This is a genomic window from Microbulbifer maximicatervae (SeqCode) (assembly GCF_052468295.1).
The window spans coordinates 575,557-599,853 of the sequence record NZ_CP174340.1; the positions used below are offsets into that span (position 1 = coordinate 575,557).

The window sequence follows — 24,297 nt, forward strand, 5'->3', positions numbered from 1 at the left end:
ACGAGTTTACCAGATTGGATAATTATACTGGCTGCAATTTCTCACCATGTTGGTCAGTATCTACTGTGCTGTGGGGTAGGGCAGACAGTAAGTGCTCTATATGGGTATATAATCGACCACTATTATATAGCGTTAATTTATTTAAGGTGGTGCACTGATAGTTTTTGCCTTCTCCGTCGATGTTACCTCTGTGCTTGTGGAGGCAGATGTGCCAAGAGTGGCTGTGGGCAAGGCTGCAAGGGCAAGCAGTAATCTAACTTATCTATGCGTGGCACCAATCGCGCTGGGAAGCTATAGTCCGGTTTTTAACTTGGGTGATAAATAGTATTAGCCCGGGTAACGATATTGTTGGTCCAATTAATCGAATTCATACTGCCCCGGAAGGGCATAGAATGACTGAAGGTGTTTCAATAATGAAAGATAGCCAGCCAAAGACCATTTACCTGAAAGACTATCAAGTACCAGATTACCTGGTGGATGCTACTGATTTACATTTTGAGCTGGAACCCAAGGCAACTTTGGTCAAATCTCGTTTGAATATTCGCAGAAATCCGCAAGCGGGTGCAGGGCTGCCGCCTTTAGTGCTGGATGGTGTCGAGCTGGAATTACTTTCGGTTTCTTTGGATGGAGTTTTGTTGTCTAAATCTGATTATCAGGTTCTACCTGAGGGCCTGTCTATCCCTGTAGAGAAACCAGAATTTCTGCTGGAAATCCGCAATCGGATAAATCCGGAGGAAAACACATCTCTAGAGGGATTATATCTCTCTAATGGTATGTATTGCACCCAATGCGAAGCTGAAGGGTTTAGAAAAATAACTTTCTATCCTGACCGGCCGGATGTTATGTCCAAATTTACCACCACCATCGTCGCGCCGATGGACCACCCAGTACTACTTTCAAATGGCAATGAAGTTGAAAGGGGTAGATATGAAGATGGTCGTCAGTTTGTAACTTGGGAAGATCCATTCGCCAAGCCGGCTTACTTATTTGCGTTGGTAGGCGGGGACTTGGAGCATGTGGAAGATAGCTTCACAACAGCCTCTGGTAGAAAGGTTAAGTTACAGATCTTTACGGAAGCGAAAAATATTGGGAAGTGTGATCATGCTATGCGCTCACTTAAAAATGCGATGCGTTGGGATGAGGAAACTTACGGAAAGGAATATGACCTAGACATCTTTATGATTGTTGCTGTTGATCATTTCAATATGGGGGCTATGGAAAACAAAGGATTGAATATTTTCAATTCGGCCTGTGTGCTCGCTAGCCCAGAAACAGCAACGGATTCAGCTTTTCAGCGGATTGAGTCTATTGTAGGACATGAGTATTTTCACAACTGGTCCGGCAATCGGGTTACTTGCCGGGATTGGTTTCAGTTGAGTCTGAAGGAAGGTTTTACCGTATTTCGTGATGCGGAGTTCTCCGCTGATCTTAATTCCCGAGCGGTTAAGCGTATTGAAGATGTATCCCTTTTGCGTACTACCCAGTTTGCTGAAGATGCCGGCCCTATGGCCCATCCTATCAGGCCAGATTCTTATATAGAAATTTCAAACTTTTACACTCTGACAATTTATGAAAAGGGTGCGGAAGTTGTACGGATGATTCATACACTCTTAGGTGCAGAAGGGTTCCGCAAAGGAAGTGACTTGTACTTTCAGCAGCACGATGGTTGCGCGGTAACCTGTGAAGATTTCGTCAAGGCGATGGAAGATGCTAACAAGGTTGAACTGAAGCAATTCCGCAACTGGTACAGCCAAGCAGGCACGCCGATACTTGATGTGACAGATAGCTTTAATGAAACTGATGGCACTTATAGTCTAACTATTCGCCAGTCTTGCCCTTCATCGCCAGGTCAGGAAGAGAAGTTACCTTTCCACTTACCAATAAGAATTGGATTGCTGGGGGCTGATGGCGCAGAGCTTGTACTCAATGAGCAGGGTGATACTGAAACTGTTTTACAGTTAACAGAAGATGAGCAATCTTTTGAGTTTTCCGGACTTGCGGAGAAGCCTTTACCCTCATTGCTACGAGGCTTCTCCGCTCCAGTAAAAATAAGGTACAACTATAGTAATGAGCAGCTTCAATTTTTAATGAGGAAGGATAAGGACACGTTTAACCGCTGGGATGCAAGTCAGCGCCTAGCATTAAATGCTTTGTGTGAGCTTCAGGTGGCTTTTCGTAAAGGTGAGGAACTACAGGTACAACCAAGTTTAATTAGTGCTTATAAAGAGGTTTTACAGGATGTTGATCTCGATCTAGCGCTGGTTGCAGAGATCTTGCAGTTGCCCAGCGAGCAGTTTATCGCTGAAGAGTCATCATCTATTGATGCGGAAGCAATAATTGTTGCGAGGGAATTTGTAAGGAAGGTAATTGCAGGTGAATTATTTGATGAATTTCGCACGCGCTATCTAGAATTGAATACGACTAAGCCCTATAGACCGAATGCGTTAGATATTGCGCAAAGACGACTTAAAAATACCTGTTTATCCTATATGTGCATAACAGAAACTGAGGAGGCGTTAAATATAGCCCAGGTTCAGTTTGAGAGCGCTAGTAATATGACAGATAGTGCGGCGGCTCTCGCTGTTATTATTAATCATGCACCGGAAGATCGAGCCAGGGGGTTGATTGAGCAATTTTATGAGCGCTGGAAAACCGATACTCAAGTCGTAGAGCTATGGCTGAGTCAGCAGAGTTGTAGTCCCAAGCGCGGTACATTGGAAAATATTCGTGCACTTATGGATCACCCTGCTTTTGAAATGAAAAACCCCAATAAAGTAAGGTCTGTAATAGGTGGTTTTGCTAATCGTAATTTTAAGCAATTCCATAAGAGCGATGGTAGCGGGTTTGAGTTTGTTGCCGATCAGGTTCTGGCCTTGGACAAGCTAAATCCACAAATTTCAGCAAGACTGGTTATACCGATCACACGTTGGAAAAAATACTCTGGTAGCCTGGGTGAGAAGATGAAAGTTGCCCTGCAAAGGATTGCTGATTCGGGAGACCTATCTAAGGATTTGTTTGAGGTAGTCAGCAAAAGCTTGATTTAAAATAAATGCCCGCTTGGGGTATGCTGCACATACCCCATTTTCTTATAGAATTTTGTTATCTTTTTCTTCGCCTAGCTGGACTAAATGTAGCTTGTTTCCATCATTTTTTAGCTCAGTGATTGAAGTGTAATCGGGCCTAAATTGTTGTACTTTTTGGTGGTTTCGGATATGTGCAACAACTGAATTGATGACCATAAAATGGCAGAAGATAAAGGTGTCCTCTGAAAGACTTTCCAAATACCTGATTATGCCATCGCGCCAACCTTTTTGTTCTCTGTCGCAGGGGTCCCACTCTCCAGTAAGTAATGTTCGTAACCAGGTTAGGCGTTGAGCTTTGGGTATTTCCTCTGGTGTAGGTATTTCCGTCACTGCATTTTCAATTACAACCTCTATATCCCAAACTTCGGCCAAGGGCTTTGCTGTTTGCTGTGCACGGAGTTTGGGGCTGCTTATTAATTGAACTTTCTCGAGAGAGGAAAGTTTTAGGGCTAGCTCTTCTGCCTGCTTGTAACCTTCGTCTGTGAGTATTGGATCGGGGATGTGCTCCCCTTTCGCTGCTTCTCCATGCCTGATTAAAAAAATTCTTGCCATCTATGCCAACCTAAAGATAACCATTCAACCTATCGTCGGGTATATGTTGCCATAAACTGAGAAGCTCTGGTGAGTTAAACGCCCTGGCTGAGGGATGATTGCCAAATCGCTTACTGTGTTTTCCTGAAAACTCTGGCCAATCATTGCCGGGTTTCCCTGTTTCAGCAAAATTCAGCCAAGCTTGTTGCATTGAGGCACTTAATAAATGGGGGTTTTCTTCAGCGCCATATAGTGTTTTCAAGGACTGATCGCTATGGGTTCCAAATACATAGCCAAGCTCAACGGCGTGACAGGCCCCTAGTAAAGGCTGTGCAGCGAGAGGTTGTGCAAAGTGATAGTGATAGTTTTCCCCCTGATGACTTTGTAGGTGTCTCAGCCCAGGCAAGGTGAATACCATATCAGTGAGCAAAAGGTTCCAGGCTCGACTCCACTCTGGCCAGGGATTGTCTGTCATTTTTTTTGCTAGTTGATAGTAATGTCTGAGTAGGGGCTTTAACTCGGACTCTGGGATAAGCCATTCGAGATGAGTGCATATTTGCCGGTAGTCCATGTTAAAGCTTTCAGGGTTTATCGCGCTGAAGAGATTCCATTCCTCCAAATTGTTCCCTAACAAAAGGGATGTTTGGTGTGTCGGGGAGAGCTTTTTTTTAGGGGAAAAAAGTTCCCTGTCTGCGACAGGTTTAAATGGCAGTTGCCCCCATTTTGCTGTCATAGACGTGTCAGAGAGTATTGCTTTTTGGGTTTTCAGAAGAAGTTTGGTCGGACAATTTTTTAGTGAGATGCCACCAGAGATTTTCTCAAATTGTTGAATGAAAGTCTTACCAACATGGTTAGCGCTTTGCTGGGAGTGAGAGGCTCTTGGGTGCCCACTTTGGACAATTGCACGCCGTATAAGGCCTTTACATTGTGGAGTTTCAAGTAAGGAGGCAATACTCATTGCCCCGGCTGATTCGCCAAAAAGAGTGATATTGTTTGGATCTCCGCCAAATGCTGAGATATTTTTCCGAACCCATTGTAGGGCGGCTATTTGATCTAAAAGCCCTTCATTGCCGGTTGATGGTATATCACTAATATCCTTTAGGCGCAGAAATCCCAGGGCGCCTAAACGGTAGTTTATAGTGACAACAATTGTCCGACCGCTAGCTGCCAAGTATTTACCATTGTAAATTTCTTGGCATCCTGATCCCATGTAAAAAGAGCCGCCATGAACCCAAAACATTACTGGCAGCTTTTTTCCTTGCGACATTGCGGGAGAGAATACATTCAAATAGAGGCATTCCTCCCTTTCAGGAAGATTCCCGTTTTGATCTCGAACTTCCATTAGGGCGGATGAGTTTTGCGCTGCTGGTGAACCAAAGCTATGCGCTTGGAAAGGATTTTTCCAGCGGTCTAACTCTTGCGGTGGTAGCCAACGTAAATTCCCTACAGGAGGGAGAGCGTAGGGAATACCCAAGAATTTATATACGCCAGTTTCCTCATCTGTGGTTCCGATGATTGGCCCGGCAGGCGTATCAACAACGGGGGTAGGTTTTTTGTTTAAGTGCCTGCCAATTTCCGGGTCTGTAGTCATTTGTAACTTCCTAATCTTGCTGAAGTTAGCACGAAAACTGTTTTTCTCCTGCCGCTGCCTAACTCCTCCTTGAAAACGTTTTGAATTACGTCCATACAAAAGTAGTGCGCGTAAAAACGTACTGGCGTAATTGTTTTTTTATGGAGGGAAATTAGTAAGGCTATGTATTAGTGAATCTAGTCACGGATGGGCTCAAAGTGGGGTATTTTCCGTCTTTAAGCTCAGGCCATGAACTGTGTATTTAGGAAGTTGCACCGTTTGAAGTTGGTGAGAGCATGATTGCGAAAATCTTTGACAAATCCACGGGCTCAATCGACGAGCGATCACTGGAGGGGCTATCTTTGACCTCTCCTGGTCTTGTCGAAATGCCCGCAGATCCTGAGGATATTGCGTCTTTTTCCAAGGACGGAGTAGACCTTGTTATTGTTTTAAAGTCCGGTCAAATCATCATTATTTCAGGGTTTTACCTGTTAGATGAAGAAGGTGACCATAGTGAGCTAGTGCTAACAGGGGCTGAAGAGCCTCTTATGTTAGCTTCTAATGGAGACTTAATCTCCGCCTTTGCTGCGGCTGGTGGTGCATCTTATCCCGCACCAGCGCCGGCCAATCCCGGTTTTTCTTGGTGGATTCCAGCATTAATTGCCCTTGGAGTTGTTGTTATAGCTGTCGCGGCTAGTGATGACGATGACAATAACGGCGATCGTTTTTTTATTCCTGATTCTGATGCCGACGCTGACTCAGATGCAGATGCGGATGCGGATGCGGATGCGGATGCGGATGCGGATGCCGATGCCGACGCGGATGCTGACGCCGATGCCGATGCCGATGCCGATGCCGATGCCGATGCCGATGCCGATGCCGATGCGGATGCGGATGCGGATGCCGATGCGGATGCGGATGCCGATGCGGATGCCGATGCCGACGCTGATGCGGATGCGGATGCGGATGCGGATGCTGACGCCGATGCCGATGCCGATGCCGACGCTGATGCCGATGCCGATGCAGATGCTGACGCTGATGCGGATGCTGACGCCGATGCCGACGCAGATGCCGATGCCGACGCAGATGCCGATGCTGATGCGGATGCCGACGCTGATGCTGATGCTGATGCTGATGCTGATGCTGATGCTGATGCTGATGCGGATGCGGATGCGGATGCGGACGCCGATGCCGATGCTGACGCGGATGCCGATGCCGATGCCGATGCCGACGCAGATGCGGATGCCGATGCCGATGCCGATGCCGATGCCGATGCCGATGCCGACGCCGATGCCGATGCCGATGCGGACGCTGATGCGGATGCCGATGCCGATGCCGACGCCGATGCCGATGCCGATGCCGATGCCGATGCCGATGCCGATGCTGACGCGGATGCGGATGCGGATGCGGATGCGGATGCGGATGCCGACGCCGACGCGGATGCCGACGCGGATGCCGACGCGGATGCTGACGCAGATGCAGATGCCGATGCCGATGCTGACGCGGATGCGGATGCGGATGCCGACGCCGACGCGGATGCTGACGCGGATGCTGATGCGGACGCCGATGCCGATGCCGATGCTGATGCTGATGCTGATGCCGATGCCGATGCCGATGCCGATGCCGATGCCGACGCTGACGCCGATGCCGACGCTGACGCCGATGCCGACGCTGATGCTGATGCTGATGCGGATGCCGACGCTGACGCGGATGCCGATGCCGATGCCGATGCCGATGCCGATGCGGATGCTGATGCGGATGCGGATGCGGATGCGGACGCCGATGCCGATGCTGACGCGGATGCCGATGCCGATGCCGATGCCGACGCAGATGCGGATGCCGATGCCGATGCCGATGCCGATGCCGATGCCGATGCCGATGCCGATGCCGACGCCGATGCCGATGCCGATGCGGACGCTGATGCGGATGCCGATGCCGATGCCGATGCGGATGCCGATGCCGATGCCGATGCCGATGCCGATGCCGATGCCGACGCGGATGCCGACGCTGATGCGGATGCCGATGCCGATGCGGATGCCGATGCGGATGCCGACGCGGATGCCGATGCTGACGCCGACGCCGACGCCGACGCCGACGCCGACGCCGACGCCGACGCCGACGCCGACGCCGACGCCGACGCTGACGCGGATGCCGACGCTGACGCCGATGCCGATGCGGATGCGGATGCGGATGCGGATGCCGATGCCGATGCCGACGCTGATGCTGATGCTGATGCTGATGCGGATGCCGACGCTGATGCGGATGCCGACGCTGATGCTGATGCCGATGCCGACGCGGATGCCGACGCGGATGCCGACGCAGATGCCGATGCGGATGCCGACGCGGATGCTGACGCAGATGCAGATGCCGATGCCGATGCTGACGCGGATGCGGATGCGGATGCGGATGCGGATGCGGATGCGGATGCCGACGCCGACGCGGATGCCGACGCGGATGCCGACGCGGATGCTGACGCAGATGCAGATGCCGATGCCGATGCTGACGCGGATGCGGATGCGGATGCGGATGCCGACGCCGACGCGGATGCTGACGCGGATGCCGATGCCGATGCCGATGCCGATGCTGACGCGGATGCCGATGCCGATGCTGACGCGGATGCCGATGCCGATGCCGATGCCGATGCCGATGCCGACGCCGATGCGGATGCTGACGCAGATGCCGACGCCGACGCCGATGCCGACGCCGATGCGGATGCCGACGCTGATGCGGATGCCGACGCAGATGCGGATGTCGATATCGACATAAATATTGATATTGATATTGACATCAATATTGATATTGACGTTGACATTATCATCATCAATATCGGATCAAATTCTCAAGAGCCTGGTGAGCTTCAAGACAGCGATGTAGAAGCTCTCGATAGCGGTGCCGGAACGCCGTCTGATGCGTTGTTCGCTTGGGTGCCCGATGGGGATGCCGACGCGGATGCCGACGCGGATGCCGACGCGGATGCCGACGCGGATGCCGACGCGGATGCCGACGCGGATGCCGACGCGGATGCCGACGCGGATGCCGACGCGGATGCCGACGCGGATGCCGACGCGGATGCCGACGCGGATGCCGACGCGGATGCCGACGCGGATGCCGACGCGGATGCCGACGCGGATGCCGATGCCGATGCCGATGCCGATGCCGACGCGGATGCCGACGCGGATGCCGATGCCGATGCTGACGCGGATGCGGATGCGGATGCCGACGCCGACGCCGATGCCGATGCCGATGCCGATGCCGATGCCGATGCCGATGCCGATGCCGATGCCGATGCCGATGCCGATGCTGACGCTGATGCTGATGCTGATGCTGATGCGGATGCGGATGCGGATGCGGATGCGGATGCCGATGCTGATGCTGATGCTGATGCTGATGCTGATGCTGATGCTGACGCGGATGCTGATGCAGATGCAGATGCAGATGCAGATGCAGATGTCGATATCGACATAAATATTGATATTGATATCGACATCAATATTGATATTGACGTTGATATTATCATCATCAATATCGGATCGGATTCGCAAGAGCCTGGTGAACTGCAAGACAGCGATGTAGAAGCTCTCGATAGCGAAGCTGGAACGTCGTCCGATGCGTTGTTCGCTTGGGTGCCCGATGGAGATGCAGACGCTGACACTGATGCAGACGCTGATGCAGACGCAGACGCAGACGCAGACGCAGATGCAGATGCAGATGCAGATGCAGACGCAGATGCAGACGCCGATGCCGATGTAGACATCGATATAAATATCGACATAGATATCAACCTTGATATCGACATTGATATTGATATCACCATCATCAATATCGGTTCTGATTCAACCGTTGGATCTGATGGGTTCCTCGATATCGACGTTACTGCAGATGCGGGCGAAGGTATGCTGGGTGCCGGTTCTAACCTGTCAATCGATGAGCTACTTGAGTCAACGAGTGAAGATGCTCAGGTATTTGAGTCGAGTGAAAATGAGGAGGGTGTGAGCCCGACCTTAGATTCCAGTGGCATGGTTGGTGGCACTGATGCCCTGACAGCGACAGATAATGCAGCGGCGTTTGAAGATCCTGTTGGAGATATGTGGCAACAAAATGGCTTGAGTGACACCTAGATCAGATAGCCTTTCATTAACTTATTTACCGGGCCGCAAGGCCCGGTTTTTTTTGGCTAGACTTTCGTAGCCACTCTTCGAAACCGTTGATGTCTAGCGGTGAGTGCGTGTTTTATCTCTCCAATAATCAGTGAAAAGTGAACATAGTGGAAGTGTTTAAACGACTATGGAAAATGTCAATGCTATTTGCTCTGGCATTTTGGGCTCTCCTTGCTGAAGCTGACCTCTTTGGTTCGTCTCCCACAGCTGAAGTAATTAGTCCAAGTAAAATGGATGTCGAAGTGAATGATTCACTTAGGCAGTTATCGTTTAGTGAGTATGAAAGGGGAATTAAACGAAATGAACTTAATATCCTTGAAGTCGTGCATCAAGCGGTGGGTTGGCACCCCCTAATTACAGAAGCAATAGGTAGTCTTTACCAGCAGAGGCAGGGCGTCCGTTCCGCAAGGTCAGGATATTTCCCGCAGTTGAGTGCTGGTGTTGTGGCTGGACATGATTCTGAATATAAGCGTGAAGGTGATGGTCACGCATTTCAGATGAATGTTTCACAGATGGTTTACGACTTTGGCAAAGTATCCAGTAGCGTTTCTGTTGCCCAAGCAGGGGTGCAAAGATCGCAAGCTGAAGTTCTCCAATCTATTGATGAAGTTGCAAGGAGAACTGCAAAAGCTGCAATTGAAGTTCAACGTTACCAGTCACTTCTAATTACTTCTGATGCACAAGTTCAAGGTGTATCTGCTATTGCCAGACTTGTGCAAATTCGAAAAGAACGAGGGGTGAGTTCTCGCTCAGATGTTTTACAAGCTCAGTCTAGAGTAGATGCTGCGCACGCCGCCAAGCAACAGGTTGAAGCCCTGTTGCGTCGATGGCGTAGCACGCTACAAAAATTAACAGGTTTTCAGTCCCCTTTTCGGGTTGCTATGTATGTTCCGGAAGATGTCGCCCAAGCTTGTGACGTTGAATCGTTTAATCTGTCCTCTGTTCCAGAGGTTCTGGTTGCCGAAGCAGATAGAGCTGAGGCAGAAGCGAAACTAAAGTTGGCAAAAGCAAACACTTGGCCGACATTCACTTTGGACGGTAATGTAAATCAATATTTGGATCAAAACTATGTAGATGCCAACGCCCTCAATGAAAATGAAAAAGCCATCTTCCTAAATGTTTCCATGCCTATATACCAAGGCGGAAAAATATCTGCTGGTCGAGAAGGCGCTAATTATGCCTTACAGTCAGCGGATGCTGCTCGGGATTCAGCTCAGCTGTCAGCAACCCAAAAGTATCGGGAGGCACAAGAGGAGGCAGAAGGGTTAATGCGAAGTTTGGGGGCGCTTAGTGCCAGGGAAAGTGCAATTGCAGAAACAAGGGATCTCTATAAGCAGCAATACTCCACCTTGGGAACAAGAACTTTAATTGATTTGCTAAATTCAGAGCAGGAATTACACCTTGCTCGTCTGGAAAAAAATAATACGATTTTTGATTTGCATTTATTAAAAATTGACTGCTTACATAGTCGTGGCGGTATGCGTGAAGCCTTCAAGCTAGAAGGTATTCAAATTCAGGGCGTGGAGGTGTTGCCTTGAATAATAACCAAATTGAAAGTACTAATGATGGTGAGGGTTCATCTTTAGATGCCTCCAATATGGCATCTGACTTTGATCCATGGTGTGAGGCAATTATTGCCATTGCACGACATTATCGTATCGACTGTTCGGCTGAGAGAGTACGAATAGCGGGAAATTGGGGGGGCTGCGATTCGGTAGAAGGTGTTATTCGTCAGATGTCGCGGCAAGCAGGCCTAACGGTTAAATTTTGCCCATTCACAGAGTCTGCGATTAATTCTTGGAGATTGCCTGTTGTAGCACAAACGATAGATGGACAGTTGATTGTCATCGATTCTGTATCCAAGCAAGAGCAACTGAGTGTTACCTACTGTGGCGATAAAGGCCTAAAAACGAGTGTGCCTCTGTGTGAGTTGAAGAGTCAAATTTTAAGTTTGGCAATATTCCGGCCTAGGCGTACAGCGACTGATTCTAGAATTGATGAGTATATTAAGCCCCACGATAAACATTGGTTTCGACGTATTATATTACGGGACTTAAAACCCTACTTTCATGTGATGATTGCTACTACAATCGCTAATTCATTGGCGTTAGCAGGCATCATTTTTTCCAAGCAAGTCTATGATCGAGTAATCCCCGCCGAGTCATTGCCAACACTTTATGTCCTTTTTAGTGGTGTTGTGGTTGCCATTGTTTTTGACTTCATTATGAGAACCATGCGGGTCAGGGTAACGGATCTGTTGGGAAAACGTGCGGATATTCGTATGTCAGATTTAGTTTTTGGCCATGCTATTCGGGTCAAAGATCAGGCAAGGCCAAAGTCTACAGGGACCTTTATTTCACAAATTAGAGATCTTGAAAGAATAAGAGAGTTGTTTACATCCTCGACAATACTGGCACTCGCGGACCTTCCATTTTTTATACTTTTTCTGTTTGTTATGTGGTGGATTGCAGGAAGCCTGGCATTAATTCCTTTGGTAGCAGTCTTCCTACTGATAATTCCTGGTTTGCTACTTCAGCCAAAATTGGCAACTCTCTCCAAAGAATCAATCAGAGAGGGTGCTCTGCGCAATGCCATGCTAATTGAGACAGTGCAGGGACTTGAAGATATAAAAGCCATGCAGGCAGAGCAGAGATTTCAAGGGCAGTGGAATCACTTCAATGCCATTACCGCCGAATCCAGTCTTAAATTGCGGTATTTGGTAGGGCTGTTACTGAGTTGGACTCACAATGTTCAATCATCGGTTTTTGCTGTTGTTGTTCTTTTTGGGGCGCCGATGGTAATGGAAGGGGGTATGACGACCGGTGCTTTGGTAGCGGCCTCGATTCTGGGCTCCAGAATGATGGCGCCAATGGCAAACATCACCCAAGTTCTTAGTCGGTGGCAGCAGGCTAGGTTTGCGATGCAGGGTATTGATCAAATTATGCAGCTGCCGGTTGATAATCCTGAAAATGAAAAAAAAGTACAAAAATCAGTTATCCAGGGCAATTATCACTTTCAGCAAACGGTATATAACTACGGAGATAGTGCTGCTGAACCGGCACTGATTATTTCCGACCTAAAAATACATCAAGGTGAGCGAATTGCGATCCTGGGCAGAAATGGGTCAGGGAAGTCAACCTTTTTACATGCTTTATCGGGATACATTGAGCCAGCCAGGGGGCAGTTGCGGCTTGATGATGTGAGCCTTGCCCACATAGATCCTGCTGATGTCAGGCGTGATGTTTCCCTGCTTAGTCAGAAAACAGGCCTTTTCCATGGCACTATTTATGAAAACCTGGTGCTAGGCGCCCCGTATGCCAGTGATGAGGAAATTATGTGGGCGCTTGATATGACAGGCGCCAAGGCTTTTGTTAACAAGCTTCCAAAAGGGTTGGGGTGCTTGATCCAGGAAGGAGGGTTTGGACTCTCTGGAGGACAAAAGCAATCTCTACTTCTAGCCCGCCTGCTTCTACGCCAACCAAATGTTCTTTTGTTAGATGAGCCAACGTCAGCCCTGGATGAAGCTACTGAGAAGCGGTTTATTCATGCTCTTTCACAGTGGAGTGCTGAGCGGACAGTTGTAGTCGCTACTCATAGAACAAGTATTCTAAATTTTGTGGATCGCGTAATAGTTTTAGATAGCGGCAGAGTTGCTTTAGATGAGCCCAAAGATAAGGCGATTTCCATATTGTCACGACAAAAAGGCAAAGATACCCAACAGGGTGAGAAGGTTTCATAGACAAATTTTGGCGAGGTAGCCATGTCAAACGCAGATGGTCACGATTTGCTATCACACCCTCGGCGAGAACCAAAACGCGTTGCCCTCCTAGATATAGACTCTCAAAATGACGAAAAGCAGTATGGCGATGATGTTGATGATGCATCTCTGGTTCGTTCTGGAAGAATTGTTTGGGTATTTTTCCTACTTCTTGCAGCGTCAGTGACTTGGTCATATCTCGCCAAAGTGGATGAAGTGTCATCGGGTAGTGGAAAAGTAGTGCCAACTTCACGTTCACAAATTATTCAGTCTTTGGAGGGGGGCATACTTGCTGACTTAAAAGTATCTGAGGGAGACATTGTCGAGAAAGGGGAGGTGTTAGCACAACTGGATCCGACAAAGCTTCGCTCAAATGTAGATGAAATTTCAGCAAGATATAGAGCTGCACTTGCTAGCGTTTCCCGTTTAAATGCCGAAGTAAATGGAACACCAATAAAATTCCCGGAAGAACTTACAGAATTCACCGAACTTATTGCCACAGAAAAGAAGTTATTTGACATAAGACAGCGAGGTCTGGCGGAATCCCTCCGTGGTTCAAAAGAAACATTAGAGTTGGTTAACAAGGAACTAACTATAACAACTTCTTTACTTGATTCTGGGGCGGCTAGTAGTGTCGATGTGTTGCGTCTGCAACGGCAGAAGTCAGAGCTGGAAACCAAAATTCTGGAAATCAAGTCCGATTATATGGTCAAGGCTCGAGAAGAGCTTGCCAATGTCAGAGCAGAAGTTGAGTCACTTTCTTCAGTAAAAGAAGGGCGGTCTGACTCTTTGACCCGGTTGACTCATCGATCTCCTGTGAGGGGAATCGTTAAGGCTATTGAAGTTACGACAATAGGCGGAGTTGTGCCACCCAATGGAAAATTAATGGAGATAGTCCCTCTGGACGATCAGCTCTTAATTGAGGCAAAAATATCTCCTAGAGATGTGGCGTTTATTCGTCCTGGGCAGGCTGCCAAGGTAAAAATAACAGCTTATGAGTATGCAGTGTATGGAGGCTTAGATGGTGAGGTTACGACTATATCTCCAGATACAATACAAGATGAATTTACACCAGGAGAGTATTATTATCGGGTTTTTATCCTAACTGAAAAAGATTCCTTGATAAATAAAGTTGGAAAGAAATTCCCAATTGTGCCTGGGATGATTGCTACGGTGGATATCAAAACAGGATCAAAAACCATCTTTGATTATCTGTTAAAGCCGATTAACAGAGCAAGTGAAGCTTTGCGAGAGAGATAGCGGTGGGAATTGATGCTTGGTAGCAAAATCGCGTTTTCGGTGTTTTGTATTTTTCTCGGCCTTTTTGGTCTTTGGCGCGGTGCAGTAGCTGATAGCAAGAAGGTTACCTTGTCCGCAGAAGTTACTATAGAAAATCACTCTGAACGTGATGTCATAGGGTATATTCACAGATTGTCGATGCCAGTTGAAACTGGATTGCAGCAGTCATTAAAAGAGATAAGATACGAATACCCTGAAAATTTAGTTATCAAGGATCATAAGAAGGGAGATTCCAAGTATTTAGAAGTAAGGCTAGACATACCTGCAGGAAAGGTCGTTAAGCGGAAATTTCATTTTGACCTTTTGTTGAGTTCTTATGATTATGCCAAGATTTCTCGAGGTCGTGAGCCTTATCCGGCTAAAAAATATCTTCAGCCAGCAAAGTATATTGAATCAGATGCTTTGGCAATAAAAAAATTATCCTTGGAAATTCAGAATACGTTTTCTGATGAAGAGGGGCGATTGCGAGCTGCATTTCTCTTACCCCAAGCTGTTATCGAATATAAAATCCAACCGACAAAAGGCGCACTTGCGGCACTCGAGTCAAGAAAGGGCGATTGTACAGAGTATGCAGCTCTTTTTGTTGCTTTGGCCCGTTCAATGGGCTATCCAGCAAGGGTCACTTCTGAGTTTCTTTTTACCAAAAGAAAGCAATTTAAACAACCCAATCATCATGCTGCTGAAGTCTACATGAATGGACGCTGGATGCCGGTAGATCCTAATTTGGCTCAGGAGTCTCGATTTGGATATGGATTTGGTAGAGGACAGCTCAGTAAAATTACTCTTACCCGCGATTTTACTTGGGTGTGGTCCAATTTGTGGCCTAAAGAATTCAGGGGGAATGTAGATCAAACAAAGGTCGCTATTGAGTGGAGCTTACAATAGCGACTACTTGTTCTGATATATTTTGTAGACTGAATTTTATTCGGTTTCCAAAGTCTGCCCGGTTTTTTGGAGTTTATCTAGCAGTGCAGGAATAGAGCCAAAATCTGAATCCCGCCTTGAGCCTTTTAAAAGGATAAGGTCTGAATCCTGGCAAAAGTCTGTTAGATAACTTACCAAGGCGGGAGCTTCGGAAAAGTGAGGGCCCAATAATTCATCAGGTAGCACCTTGCGAAGATACTTCATCTCCTCGCCATGGGTTATTACCCAATTTACCTGGCTTTGAATAAGAGGTCCAGCAAGGCTCTCATGAAGCTCCTTGGCTTTTTCGCCTAAATGAACGATTCGGCCTAGAACGGCAATCTTTCTTCCTTTATCTTGAGTTTCAGTTTGTGCAAATACGGAAAAAGCATTAAGCATTGAGCTAACAGTAGCATTCCAACTATCATCGATCAGACTAATGGATTTCCCATGTACTTTTATACGTGTGCGCTGTAGGTGGCTGTCATCTAACTGTAGTTCTTGTAGTTTTAATGCCGCTGCATCGATATCTCTGCCCAAGGCATAGACTGCGCAAATGGAGGCGACAGCATTGTGTAGCATACCGATACTTGGAGCAGGAACGCGAAGTTCCAATTCCCGCTTAGGAAATTTCAGTTGGACCCAGCTACCAGATTCATCGGTACGTACTCCCAGAATACGAACTTCAGCATTAGGACTTTCCCCAAAGATGATGATTCGCTTTGCATGTTTCTTGGCTTTCTTCAATACATAGTCAAAGCACTTTAGATGCTCTCCAGCAATAGCGATAGCGGAGCCAGTAAGACCATCATAAATTCGTGACTTCCAACGAGCAGTATCTTCGACACATTTTACGTGGTGACTAGTTTGGGACATTCCAATTTCGGTTATTAAGGCAATAGTGGGTTTTACTTGATGTGTAATAGGGCCACGTTTCATCCATAGGGCACTTTGAGCAACTTCTATAACTGCGACTTCATGATCTTGATTCAGGCTAGCCATCATCGACGGCGCACCTACTCGAGAGTTATAGTTTCCCATACTGGAAAGTATTTTTTCTCTTGTTCCCAGCATTTGGGTAATCATCTTTAATGTTGTTGACTTTCCCGCAGTGCCAGTAATCGCTATTACATCACCAGTAAATCGCTCTCTTGCCGCTAAACCTAATTCGACAATAACTTTGATTGGGTCTTTTACCTGGAGTACAGGGAGATCTTTTGGAAGTCCAGCAACGGGTTTGGATACAATTACTCCGGCAATTTGATCGGCAAAAGAAGGGAGCTTCTGGTGGAAATCCCAAAATTTAGTTGGCTTTTTTGAGCTTTGTTCATGGTAAGCTCGATCAAGGTTAGTGTGTGCAACGAATAGAATAGGGTCAAGAGACTCCTCTATAAAGCTACTCCCTGAGATTACGCTTCGGACAAACCATCCCTTTGGGGGAGGGACCAACCATCTGCCGCCTGCAATTGCATTAATTTGTTCTTCGTTCCAAGTTTGACCTGGATGATGTTGATAAATAACCGATGGGAACTCGGTCATATAATTGGGGACTCTGGGACGTGTGGAGGGCTTCTTCCCCAGTAGATTCAGTTGGGTAATCATTCCCCCTACGAGTATGGGTTTAATCTGGGTGGTGTTTGAAATTAGGCCTACGGCTAAATGTAAATGTACAGGTTGAAGTTCATTCTTGGCTGGTGCTCTTATTCCATACAGGTCTCGGTAGATTACCCCCGGCTGCCATTTTGTGGTGGGTACCTGCCAATCACAGGGATCATGGTCCATCGATTTTCCCCAATAAGGCATAGATGTTTCCTTAATGGGGATAGCTCGAAAGTCCAGGCGAAAATCTTCCTGTACTTTCTCGTCGGTAGTCCAGAAGGATTCTACCCACAGCATCTGGCGAGTTTTTATTTCACGGGGATAAAACCTGACACCTAATAACTTAAGCGGTCCGCATTCAAGCGGAGGGATCTGTGCATCCAGGGGTACTTGATCTACTGTCCAGTTTGGACTCAATGGACGCTGCTGCTTAATCGGGTTCCGTTTGTAATGGGTTTTAAAGAGATGTGGTAATTTACGGTATTGTCTATCCGGAGGCGAAAGCAAAATGGTTCCGCTACCATCTGAATTCGGTACTAGGTTTGTTCCCAGAGCTGAACAGGATTTGGAAAATCGTTGGGTAAGCTCTTTTGCGCTATCTCCACTCAACTGCTTGCTAAAGCCAAATCCGACACCTACAGGTACAAAGACAACCTTTTCTACTCCTTTTTCACTTAAGTAAAGCCGAAAGACTCCACTATCTGCCAAGCTTCGCCGAACTGCATCAAATAATAGATCCCCGGCGTCATGGATGATTGGCCGATTCTTATAGACTTCAATACCTTGTAGGTTATGCGCACTGGTACCCAGAATACCATCTGCCCCTGCATCGATAATGGCATGACCAATAGCGATTTCGTCTTCGCTGGGTTCGGGTTCTCTGTTGCCTCCCCAGTGAACAGCGACAAGTACTATATGAGCTTTCTCTCGCGCGGCCTCAATTCGAGGCTTCAAATTGTCGAACCAGAGACTGGGCATGGTTAGTGGCAAGTGTGCACATCCGGGAGTATTTGGGCCTGCTGCAAATCGGGGTTGTGTAGCATCAAGAGAAAAAATGGCTATATTAAGTCGGCCTGCCGGGCGATATACTGGGGCCAGAGCTTCTTCGATATTGATGCCTGAGCCTGTGTGCCCGATACCGGTTTCGTTGAGCCAATACTGCTGTTCCATTAACGCAGCAGTGCCATAGTCTCCACTGTGATTATTTGCAGTGACAACAACATCAATACCGGCTTCCATTAATACCGAAAGCATTTCGGGTCGGGCTCGGTAATAGTATGGGGACGATTCGCCTTTACTGATCCCTTGCTCACCCTCAGTTCCGACTACACACTCTAAGTTAACGACGCTTATATCTGCGTTTTTTAGGGCAATGATTGTGCCGAGTACTTTTTCGGTGCCAAATTGGGCCGTACGGTAATGCTGCCTCCGGGCTAAGTTAACATCTCCTCCCCAAGCGAGCACTGGTAGTGACTTGTGGGAGTCGGCAGTTGGCTCGACGGTCATCTCTTGGTATGCCTCATCAATATCCTCGGGTGCATTTTTGGGCGTAAGCAGGTACTTTCGATAAGCGACAAAACCAGATAGATAGTGCTCGACATCATCAATACGGATTCTGAAGGCATGGTGCCGGATAAAGAAGCTTCCCAATATACGTTTGGGATTCTTGAAATACATGGCGAATTCAGGCCAGAAATACCCATTTAGAAGGTACATCGCACGCTTATGTAGTGCTCTGTAAAAGTGTTTTAGGTCTACCTGATCAAGTAAATATTGGAACTCGGGCTCTTTGCCCAAGCGAGTTACCATCTTTTCAGCTGCCATCATCAATTCAAGCAGAGTAGGGAATGTGGTTATCCTATTCTCCACAAAATCCAAATAGCTGGCGAAGTTTCGAATACCGAACTGGTAGTACTTCTCTTCGGGGCGATAAAGGGTTAATTCATTAACGCAGTAGCTTAACCAATGATCGTGGGCGCGCCAGTGATTGGCTTGAATGAAATAATCAAATGCCTTTTCAACCAAATTTAGCCAGCGTGAATCTTTAGTAAAGCCATAGAGGCGCATCAAGCCAAAGGCAGCTTCACCGTCGTAATAGATGACCCTATGTTTATCTTTAACTTGAAGATCTGGAAATTCAAGAACATGGGAGAACTGCCCGGTGATTGAGTCCTGCATATACTCTATCCCAAGTGCTAATTGCTCCATCAGTTTGGAATACTTGTCGGTTTTCGTTGCCTCAGAGTACTTTACCAGGGCTAACAGTGATACTGCGTTGCCACCTAGTTTTATTTCATTATTTGCCTCTACCAAAAAAGCTCCCTCAGCGCCTGAGGGGAGGGTGGCGGTCTGAATTAGCTCTGTTGTAAGGTGTTCCAGTGATCGATGTATGGAGCTCATTAGAGCTTTGTCGCCAGTAACCTCCCAGGCTTCAATCATCGAATAAGTACTACTGGCATGTCGTAAGTTGTTATAGGTATCGATCTTCCGGTCGAAACAGGCGTGCCAACCATAGTGGAAGGAGCCATTCTTTTTGACTTGAGAGCTTAAGTAGTTACTGCTGTTTCTAATCAAATCAGAGACAGTATTAGTATCTAATTTTTCTATGACACGTCGGCCGGCATCTAAACCGGGTCCGTAGAGGCAAACGGGCTGGCGCTTGGATTCACAGAAAATTCCCTGAGTTGAAAGCAGAAGCACAGTCTTTTCTTCTGAAAAATCCAGCTCGGTATTTATTCCGAATCTTTGCTTAGCGTAGGCAAGAAAATTGTTCTCATTAATAATGACATGATCAATCTGATTTCCGCCATAGAGCATGGCATTAGCATTTAGCTCTTGCTCCAGGAATGCTATTTCGCAGTCCATATCAAGTGCGAGGCCATAGCGGAAATACGACCTCTTGGTGTCTTTAAGGATTTCTTCCAAGCCTGCAAATGTCATTGTGCTTTTTTGGGTGACCCAATCGACACGTAACCAACAGGGTTCCATCTTGTGCGACTTTGCTGCCCTTTGGGTTGTCTTTGCTAAGGCTTGCCAGGCTTCCGAAATATCCGCCGCCGTTTTATGCTTCACGATGGCGCGATGCTTGGCATCACTAATTGAAAAAAACAAGGTATAGGGGGGGCGTTGCTTACCCAGTGCCTGCTCAACCTGAGCACGCACTTGAACGAGCATGTTGGATAGGGACATGTCGCGACTTATCTCTCTATTAAAAAAGCGTGGCAGTATTTTTTCTGCTGGTCGGCTCGGGTGCTTTTCCTGAACGAGTATAGACGGGGGGGAAGATTCTGCTTTTAGTGGTTTGTACTGGGGTGGTGTGTGGCAAATATTTTTTTGTTTTATCTGTCAATTTGGGTTTTCAAAACAAATCTTGTCGGATAGTATTGGGTAACCGTATTCAGAATGATTGTTGTGCAACTCACTCAGATTATTCTCTATTAACCTGTAATTAACAGTGTGGGTTAATACCAAGGTTTAGCCGTAGGGCAGGAGCATTTTCTGCCAAGAAGGAAACCCGGGATCTTATCATCTCGGGTTTTTTTGTCGGTAAATAAAGGTTGTTTGTCTCAAATTCATCTTGCTTACTGAAACTCTTCTTTGTCTACCTCTTAATTTTCTGAGGTAGGCTGCTTGCCCTCCCCTGAAAGATGGGTACCTTGGCCGAATAGTGAAAGAACCTTCCGGGTTTGCATTTGTACCAATGTCTTGCGGGCACTCGCCGAGTGGCCTTAGCGCCATTCTTTTATCTGGAACCAGCCAACTTAAACCATACAGGACAGGTGCCTCTATCGAATTGTTGGCAGTGAATCTATTGGAGTAGTAACCATGAATGGGAAGTGGTGGAGAAGCTTGGGGAGCTTCCCTCCGTTAGTTTGGATTATTTTAATTGGCAGTTTTTTTAGCCGTGGAACTTATTTTATGGTCTGGCCTTTCCTGGCCATCCTTCTATTTGAAAAGTTTCACCTCGGCGCGGCTGAAATTGGTTTGATCTTAAGTGCATCTGCCGTTGGTGCTGCTGTGCTGGGCTTCTTTACCGGTGCGCTATCGGATCGCTATGGGCGTCGCAATATGCTATTGCTTGGCTGTATTGTGAGTATTTTTTCCTTTGCCTTGTTGGCTGTGACGCAAACCTTGGTAGGATTTATCTGTGCGATGACCCTGTGTGCTATTGGTCGCGCGGTGTGGGAGCCGCCGGCGAGTGCGCTGATAGGCGACTTAATTGACGATCAAGCCAGCCGTGAATTGGCGCTGCAATTCCGCTACTTCCTGATTAATGTGGGGGCCGCGCTGGGGCCGATTGTGGGTGTCTGGGCTGGTTTGAGTGCGCAGCAATCCACTTTTGGGCTCACCTCTATCAGCTACTTACTCTTAGCCCTGGCCTTTGTTTGGGGTTTTGCCAGAACCGAGAGCGGGCGTTTAGCGAGTAAGCAAAGGGATGCGGGCGTATCTCTGGGAAATACGCTCTCGGTATTGCGCCGTGATCAGGTATTTCTGGTGGTGATTATTGCGAATATTTTAACGCTGTTTATCTACGCGCATATGGATTCAAGCTTGGTGCAATACCTCACCCGCGCTGAAGCGCCGGGATTGGTAGAGCTGATATCCAGCATGATCTTTGTTAATGCGTCGACGATAGTATTACTGCAGTTTCCCATTATGAAGTTAATGGGGCCGCTGGCCATTAACACCCGTATTGTGATTGGGTTGGGTATTTTGTCGATCTCCCAGATTTGGTATGCCCTAAATCCGGTAGATTGGTTTTGGGGTTGGCTCGGAGCGACTTTTATTTTGAGTCTGGCTGAGGCAATTTTGTTTCCAACCATGAGCATTCAAATTGACCGGCTGGCACCATCCCATTTACGCGGTACCTATTTTGGGGCCTCTTCCTTTTATGCCATTGGCTGGTCGATGGCGCCATTAATTGGTGGAGTGATTATTCAATGGTGGAGTGGCCCGGCCTTATACGGCTTGTTAGTGGCGTTATGTGGAGTTGTGTTCGTGCTCTATCGCCTTACCGAGTATCTGTCTCGCCCTGAGTGGCCTGAGCCTGAGGGAACGGTAGTCGCGGATCGAGTCGCCAATGTCTCCTAGCACGGGATACAGAATTTAAGGGCAAAAAAATACCCCCGCCAACTCTGGTCAACGGGGGTATTTTATTTTGTGATCGCCGGGAAATTAGATCTCGGCAGCGAGACGTGAGCCCTGGTCGATAGCGCGCTTGGCATCGAGTTCTGCGGCTTCATCAGCGCCACCAATCAGATGGGTGGTTACGCCGCGTTCTTGCAGAGCTTCGTATAGCTTGCGTGCAGGCTCCTGACCGGCGCAGACAATAATATTGTCGACTTCCAGTACCTTTTCCTCTTCACCAACGCGGATATGCAGGCCTTTATCGTCAATTTTGTCGTAAAGGGCACCGGCAATCATCTCTACCTTGCGATGCTGCAAGCTTCCGCGATGAATCCAGCCGGTGGTTTTACCCAGGCCTGCACCCACTTTGGTGGTTTTGCGTTGCAACAAATATACCTGGCGCGGAGAGCTTACTGCTTCGCGTGGCTTCAGGCCGGAGCGATTCTCCAGGGCAATATCGACACCCCATTCATTGAAGAACTCTTCCTTATCGCTGGCGACCACTTCATCTTCTGTGGAGTGGGGCCCATCGTGGGTTAGGTACTCCGCTACATCAAAGCCGATACCGCCGGCTCCGATAATGGCAACCTTCTCGCCAACCGGCTTCTTGTGCTTCAGTACATCCAGGTAACCCAGGACTTTATCGCTCTCAATGCCGGGGATCGGTGGAGTGCGCGGCTCGATACCGGTAGCAATAATCACTTCATCAAAAGATTGCAGATCTTCCGCTGTGGCGATGGTATTAAGTTTTACTTCAACACCGGTGACTTCCAGGCGGCGCTTAAAGTAGCGCAGGGTTTCCTGGAATTCTGCCTTGCCGGGGATCTGCTTGGCGATATTGAACTGGCCACCAATCTTATCGCTGCCTTCGAACAGGGTTACTTCGTGTCCACGCTCTGCGGCAACGGTAGATGCGGCCATGCCCGCAGGGCCGGCGCCGATTACAGCTACCTTTTTCACGTTGTCGGTAGGCAGGTAGTTCAATTCGGTTTCGTGACAAGCGCGGGGGTTTACCAGGCAGGAGGTCAGTTTCAGCTGGAAAGTGTGGTCCAGACACGCTTGGTTACAGCCAATGCAAGTGTTGATCTCGTCGGCGCGGCCTTCGGCGGCTTTGTTGACGAACTCAGAGTCTGCCAGGAAGGGGCGTGCCATGGAAATCATGTCAGCCTGGCCGGAGGACAGAACTTCTTCGGCGACTTCCGGCACATTGATACGGTTACTGGCGACTACCGGGATAGACAGGTGCTTTTTCACCTTGGCGGTGATATCGGTAAATGCCGCGCGGGGAACACTGGTGGCAATAGTGGGAACGCGCGCTTCGTGCCAGCCGATGCCGGTATTGATAATTGTGGCGCCAGCTTTTTCGATAGCCTGGCCCAGAGCCACTACTTCATCGAAGTCACTGCCATCTTCTACCAGGTCCAACATGGACAGGCGGTAAATAATAATAAAGTTCTCACCGACGGCTTCCCTTACGCGGCGCACAACTTCGATCGGCAGGCGGATACGGTTTTCGAAGGAACCGCCCCATTCATCGGTACGCTTGTTGGTGCGTTTCACGATGAACTGGTTAATAAAGTAACCCTCGGAGCCCATGATCTCCACACCATCGTAGCCGGCTTCGCGAGCCAGGGTGGCGCAGCGAACATAGTCATCGATCTGGCCTTCGATTTCCTCGCTGGTCAATTCGCGCGGGGTGAAGGGGTTAATCGGCGCCTGGATGGGGGAGGGTGCAATCAGGTTTTCGTTGTAGGCGTAGCGGCCGGTGTGCAGGATCTGCATACAGATCTTGCCGCCCTCAGCGTGAACAGCATCGGTGACTTCGCGGTGCTGCTGGGCTTCTTCCGAAGTGGTCATCTTCGAAGCGCCCTGGAATACGCCACTCTCTTCGTTCGGGGCAATACCACCGGTTACAATCAGGCCAACGCCACCGCGGGCACGTTCGGCAAAAAAGGCCGCCAAACGGGTGAAGCCATTGGGGTGTTCTTCCAGGTTGGTGTGCATGGAGCCCATCAGCACCCGGTTTTTCAGGGTGGTGAAGCCCAGGTCCAGGGGGGCAAGCATATTAGGGTAGGCTTGGGACATGGCAAATTTCTCTTCTTGTAACCTTTAGGGTTCATTTATGTATATGCAAAAAAGTGCATATCGTTGCCCAGCAGGATAACAAGACGGCCCACTGTGAAACAGTGACTTAACCGGTCGAATTCAGTGATCAATTACGGGCCCCATCTAACCTTGATGCGTCCCATTCTCATCTATAAATAAAGTGTT

General features: G+C 48.2%; 11 protein-coding genes. 7 read left to right on the forward strand and 4 right to left on the reverse strand.

Features of this window, described 5'->3' with window-relative positions; all coding sequences use genetic code 11:
* Positions 1 to 392 precede the first annotated feature (392 nt).
* Positions 393 to 3,044, forward strand: coding sequence for an aminopeptidase N (gene pepN / locus ACJJIQ_RS02950; RefSeq protein WP_445363654.1), 2,652 nt, complete (start codon positions 393 to 395; stop codon positions 3,042 to 3,044).
* A gap of 42 nt (positions 3,045 to 3,086) precedes the next feature.
* Here the strand turns inward: pepN and ACJJIQ_RS02955 are convergent, their stop codons facing one another.
* A complete protein-coding gene (locus ACJJIQ_RS02955) occupies positions 3,087 to 3,635 on the reverse strand; it encodes a histidine phosphatase family protein (RefSeq protein ID WP_445363655.1) in 549 nt (182 codons plus the stop codon).
* A gap of 10 nt (positions 3,636 to 3,645) precedes the next feature.
* Positions 3,646 to 5,205: a carboxylesterase/lipase family protein gene (locus tag ACJJIQ_RS02960; protein WP_445363656.1), complete on the reverse strand. Its 1,560-nt coding sequence runs from the start codon at positions 5,203 to 5,205 to the stop codon at positions 3,646 to 3,648.
* Positions 5,206 to 5,480: 275 nt separating this feature from the next.
* Between ACJJIQ_RS02960 and ACJJIQ_RS02965 the strand changes: the two genes are divergently transcribed.
* The 5 genes from ACJJIQ_RS02965 (at position 5,481) to ACJJIQ_RS02985 (ending at position 15,282) form a co-directional block, all read left to right on the forward strand.
* A complete protein-coding gene (locus tag ACJJIQ_RS02965; protein ID WP_445363657.1) occupies positions 5,481 to 9,302 on the forward strand; it encodes a BapA/Bap/LapF family prefix-like domain-containing protein in 3,822 nt (1,273 codons plus the stop codon).
* 179 nt (positions 9,303 to 9,481) lie between these two features.
* The gene (locus ACJJIQ_RS02970; protein WP_445363658.1) at positions 9,482 to 10,879 is read left to right on the forward strand and encodes a TolC family outer membrane protein; all 1,398 of its coding nucleotides are present in this window, start codon (positions 9,482 to 9,484) and stop codon (positions 10,877 to 10,879) included.
* Entirely contained in the window at positions 10,876 to 13,080 is a 2,205-nt protein-coding gene (locus ACJJIQ_RS02975) for a type I secretion system permease/ATPase (RefSeq protein WP_445363659.1), read from the forward strand. The genes ACJJIQ_RS02970 and ACJJIQ_RS02975 overlap by 4 nt, the downstream gene beginning before the upstream one ends.
* A gap of 21 nt (positions 13,081 to 13,101) precedes the next feature.
* A complete protein-coding gene (locus tag ACJJIQ_RS02980) occupies positions 13,102 to 14,358 on the forward strand; it encodes an HlyD family type I secretion periplasmic adaptor subunit (RefSeq protein WP_445360105.1) in 1,257 nt (418 codons plus the stop codon).
* A gap of 12 nt (positions 14,359 to 14,370) precedes the next feature.
* Positions 14,371 to 15,282 carry a transglutaminase-like domain-containing protein gene (locus tag ACJJIQ_RS02985; protein WP_445363660.1) on the forward strand — a complete coding sequence of 304 codons (912 nt, stop codon included), beginning with the start codon at positions 14,371 to 14,373 and terminating at the stop codon, positions 15,280 to 15,282.
* 36 nt (positions 15,283 to 15,318) lie between these two features.
* Here the strand turns inward: ACJJIQ_RS02985 and ACJJIQ_RS02990 are convergent, their stop codons facing one another.
* Positions 15,319 to 20,088: a CapA family protein gene (locus ACJJIQ_RS02990; RefSeq protein ID WP_445363661.1), complete on the reverse strand. Its 4,770-nt coding sequence runs from the start codon at positions 20,086 to 20,088 to the stop codon at positions 15,319 to 15,321.
* 636 nt (positions 20,089 to 20,724) lie between these two features.
* Here ACJJIQ_RS02990 and ACJJIQ_RS02995 point away from each other — a divergent pair.
* Positions 20,725 to 21,990 (forward strand): MDR family MFS transporter, encoded by a 1,266-nt coding sequence (locus ACJJIQ_RS02995; protein WP_445363662.1) that lies wholly within the window; start codon positions 20,725 to 20,727, stop codon positions 21,988 to 21,990.
* 84 nt (positions 21,991 to 22,074) lie between these two features.
* Here ACJJIQ_RS02995 and ACJJIQ_RS03000 read toward each other — a convergent pair whose 3' ends face one another.
* Positions 22,075 to 24,111: an oxidoreductase gene (locus ACJJIQ_RS03000; protein ID WP_413664906.1), complete on the reverse strand. Its 2,037-nt coding sequence runs from the start codon at positions 24,109 to 24,111 to the stop codon at positions 22,075 to 22,077.
* Positions 24,112 to 24,297: the final 186 nt, after the last annotated feature.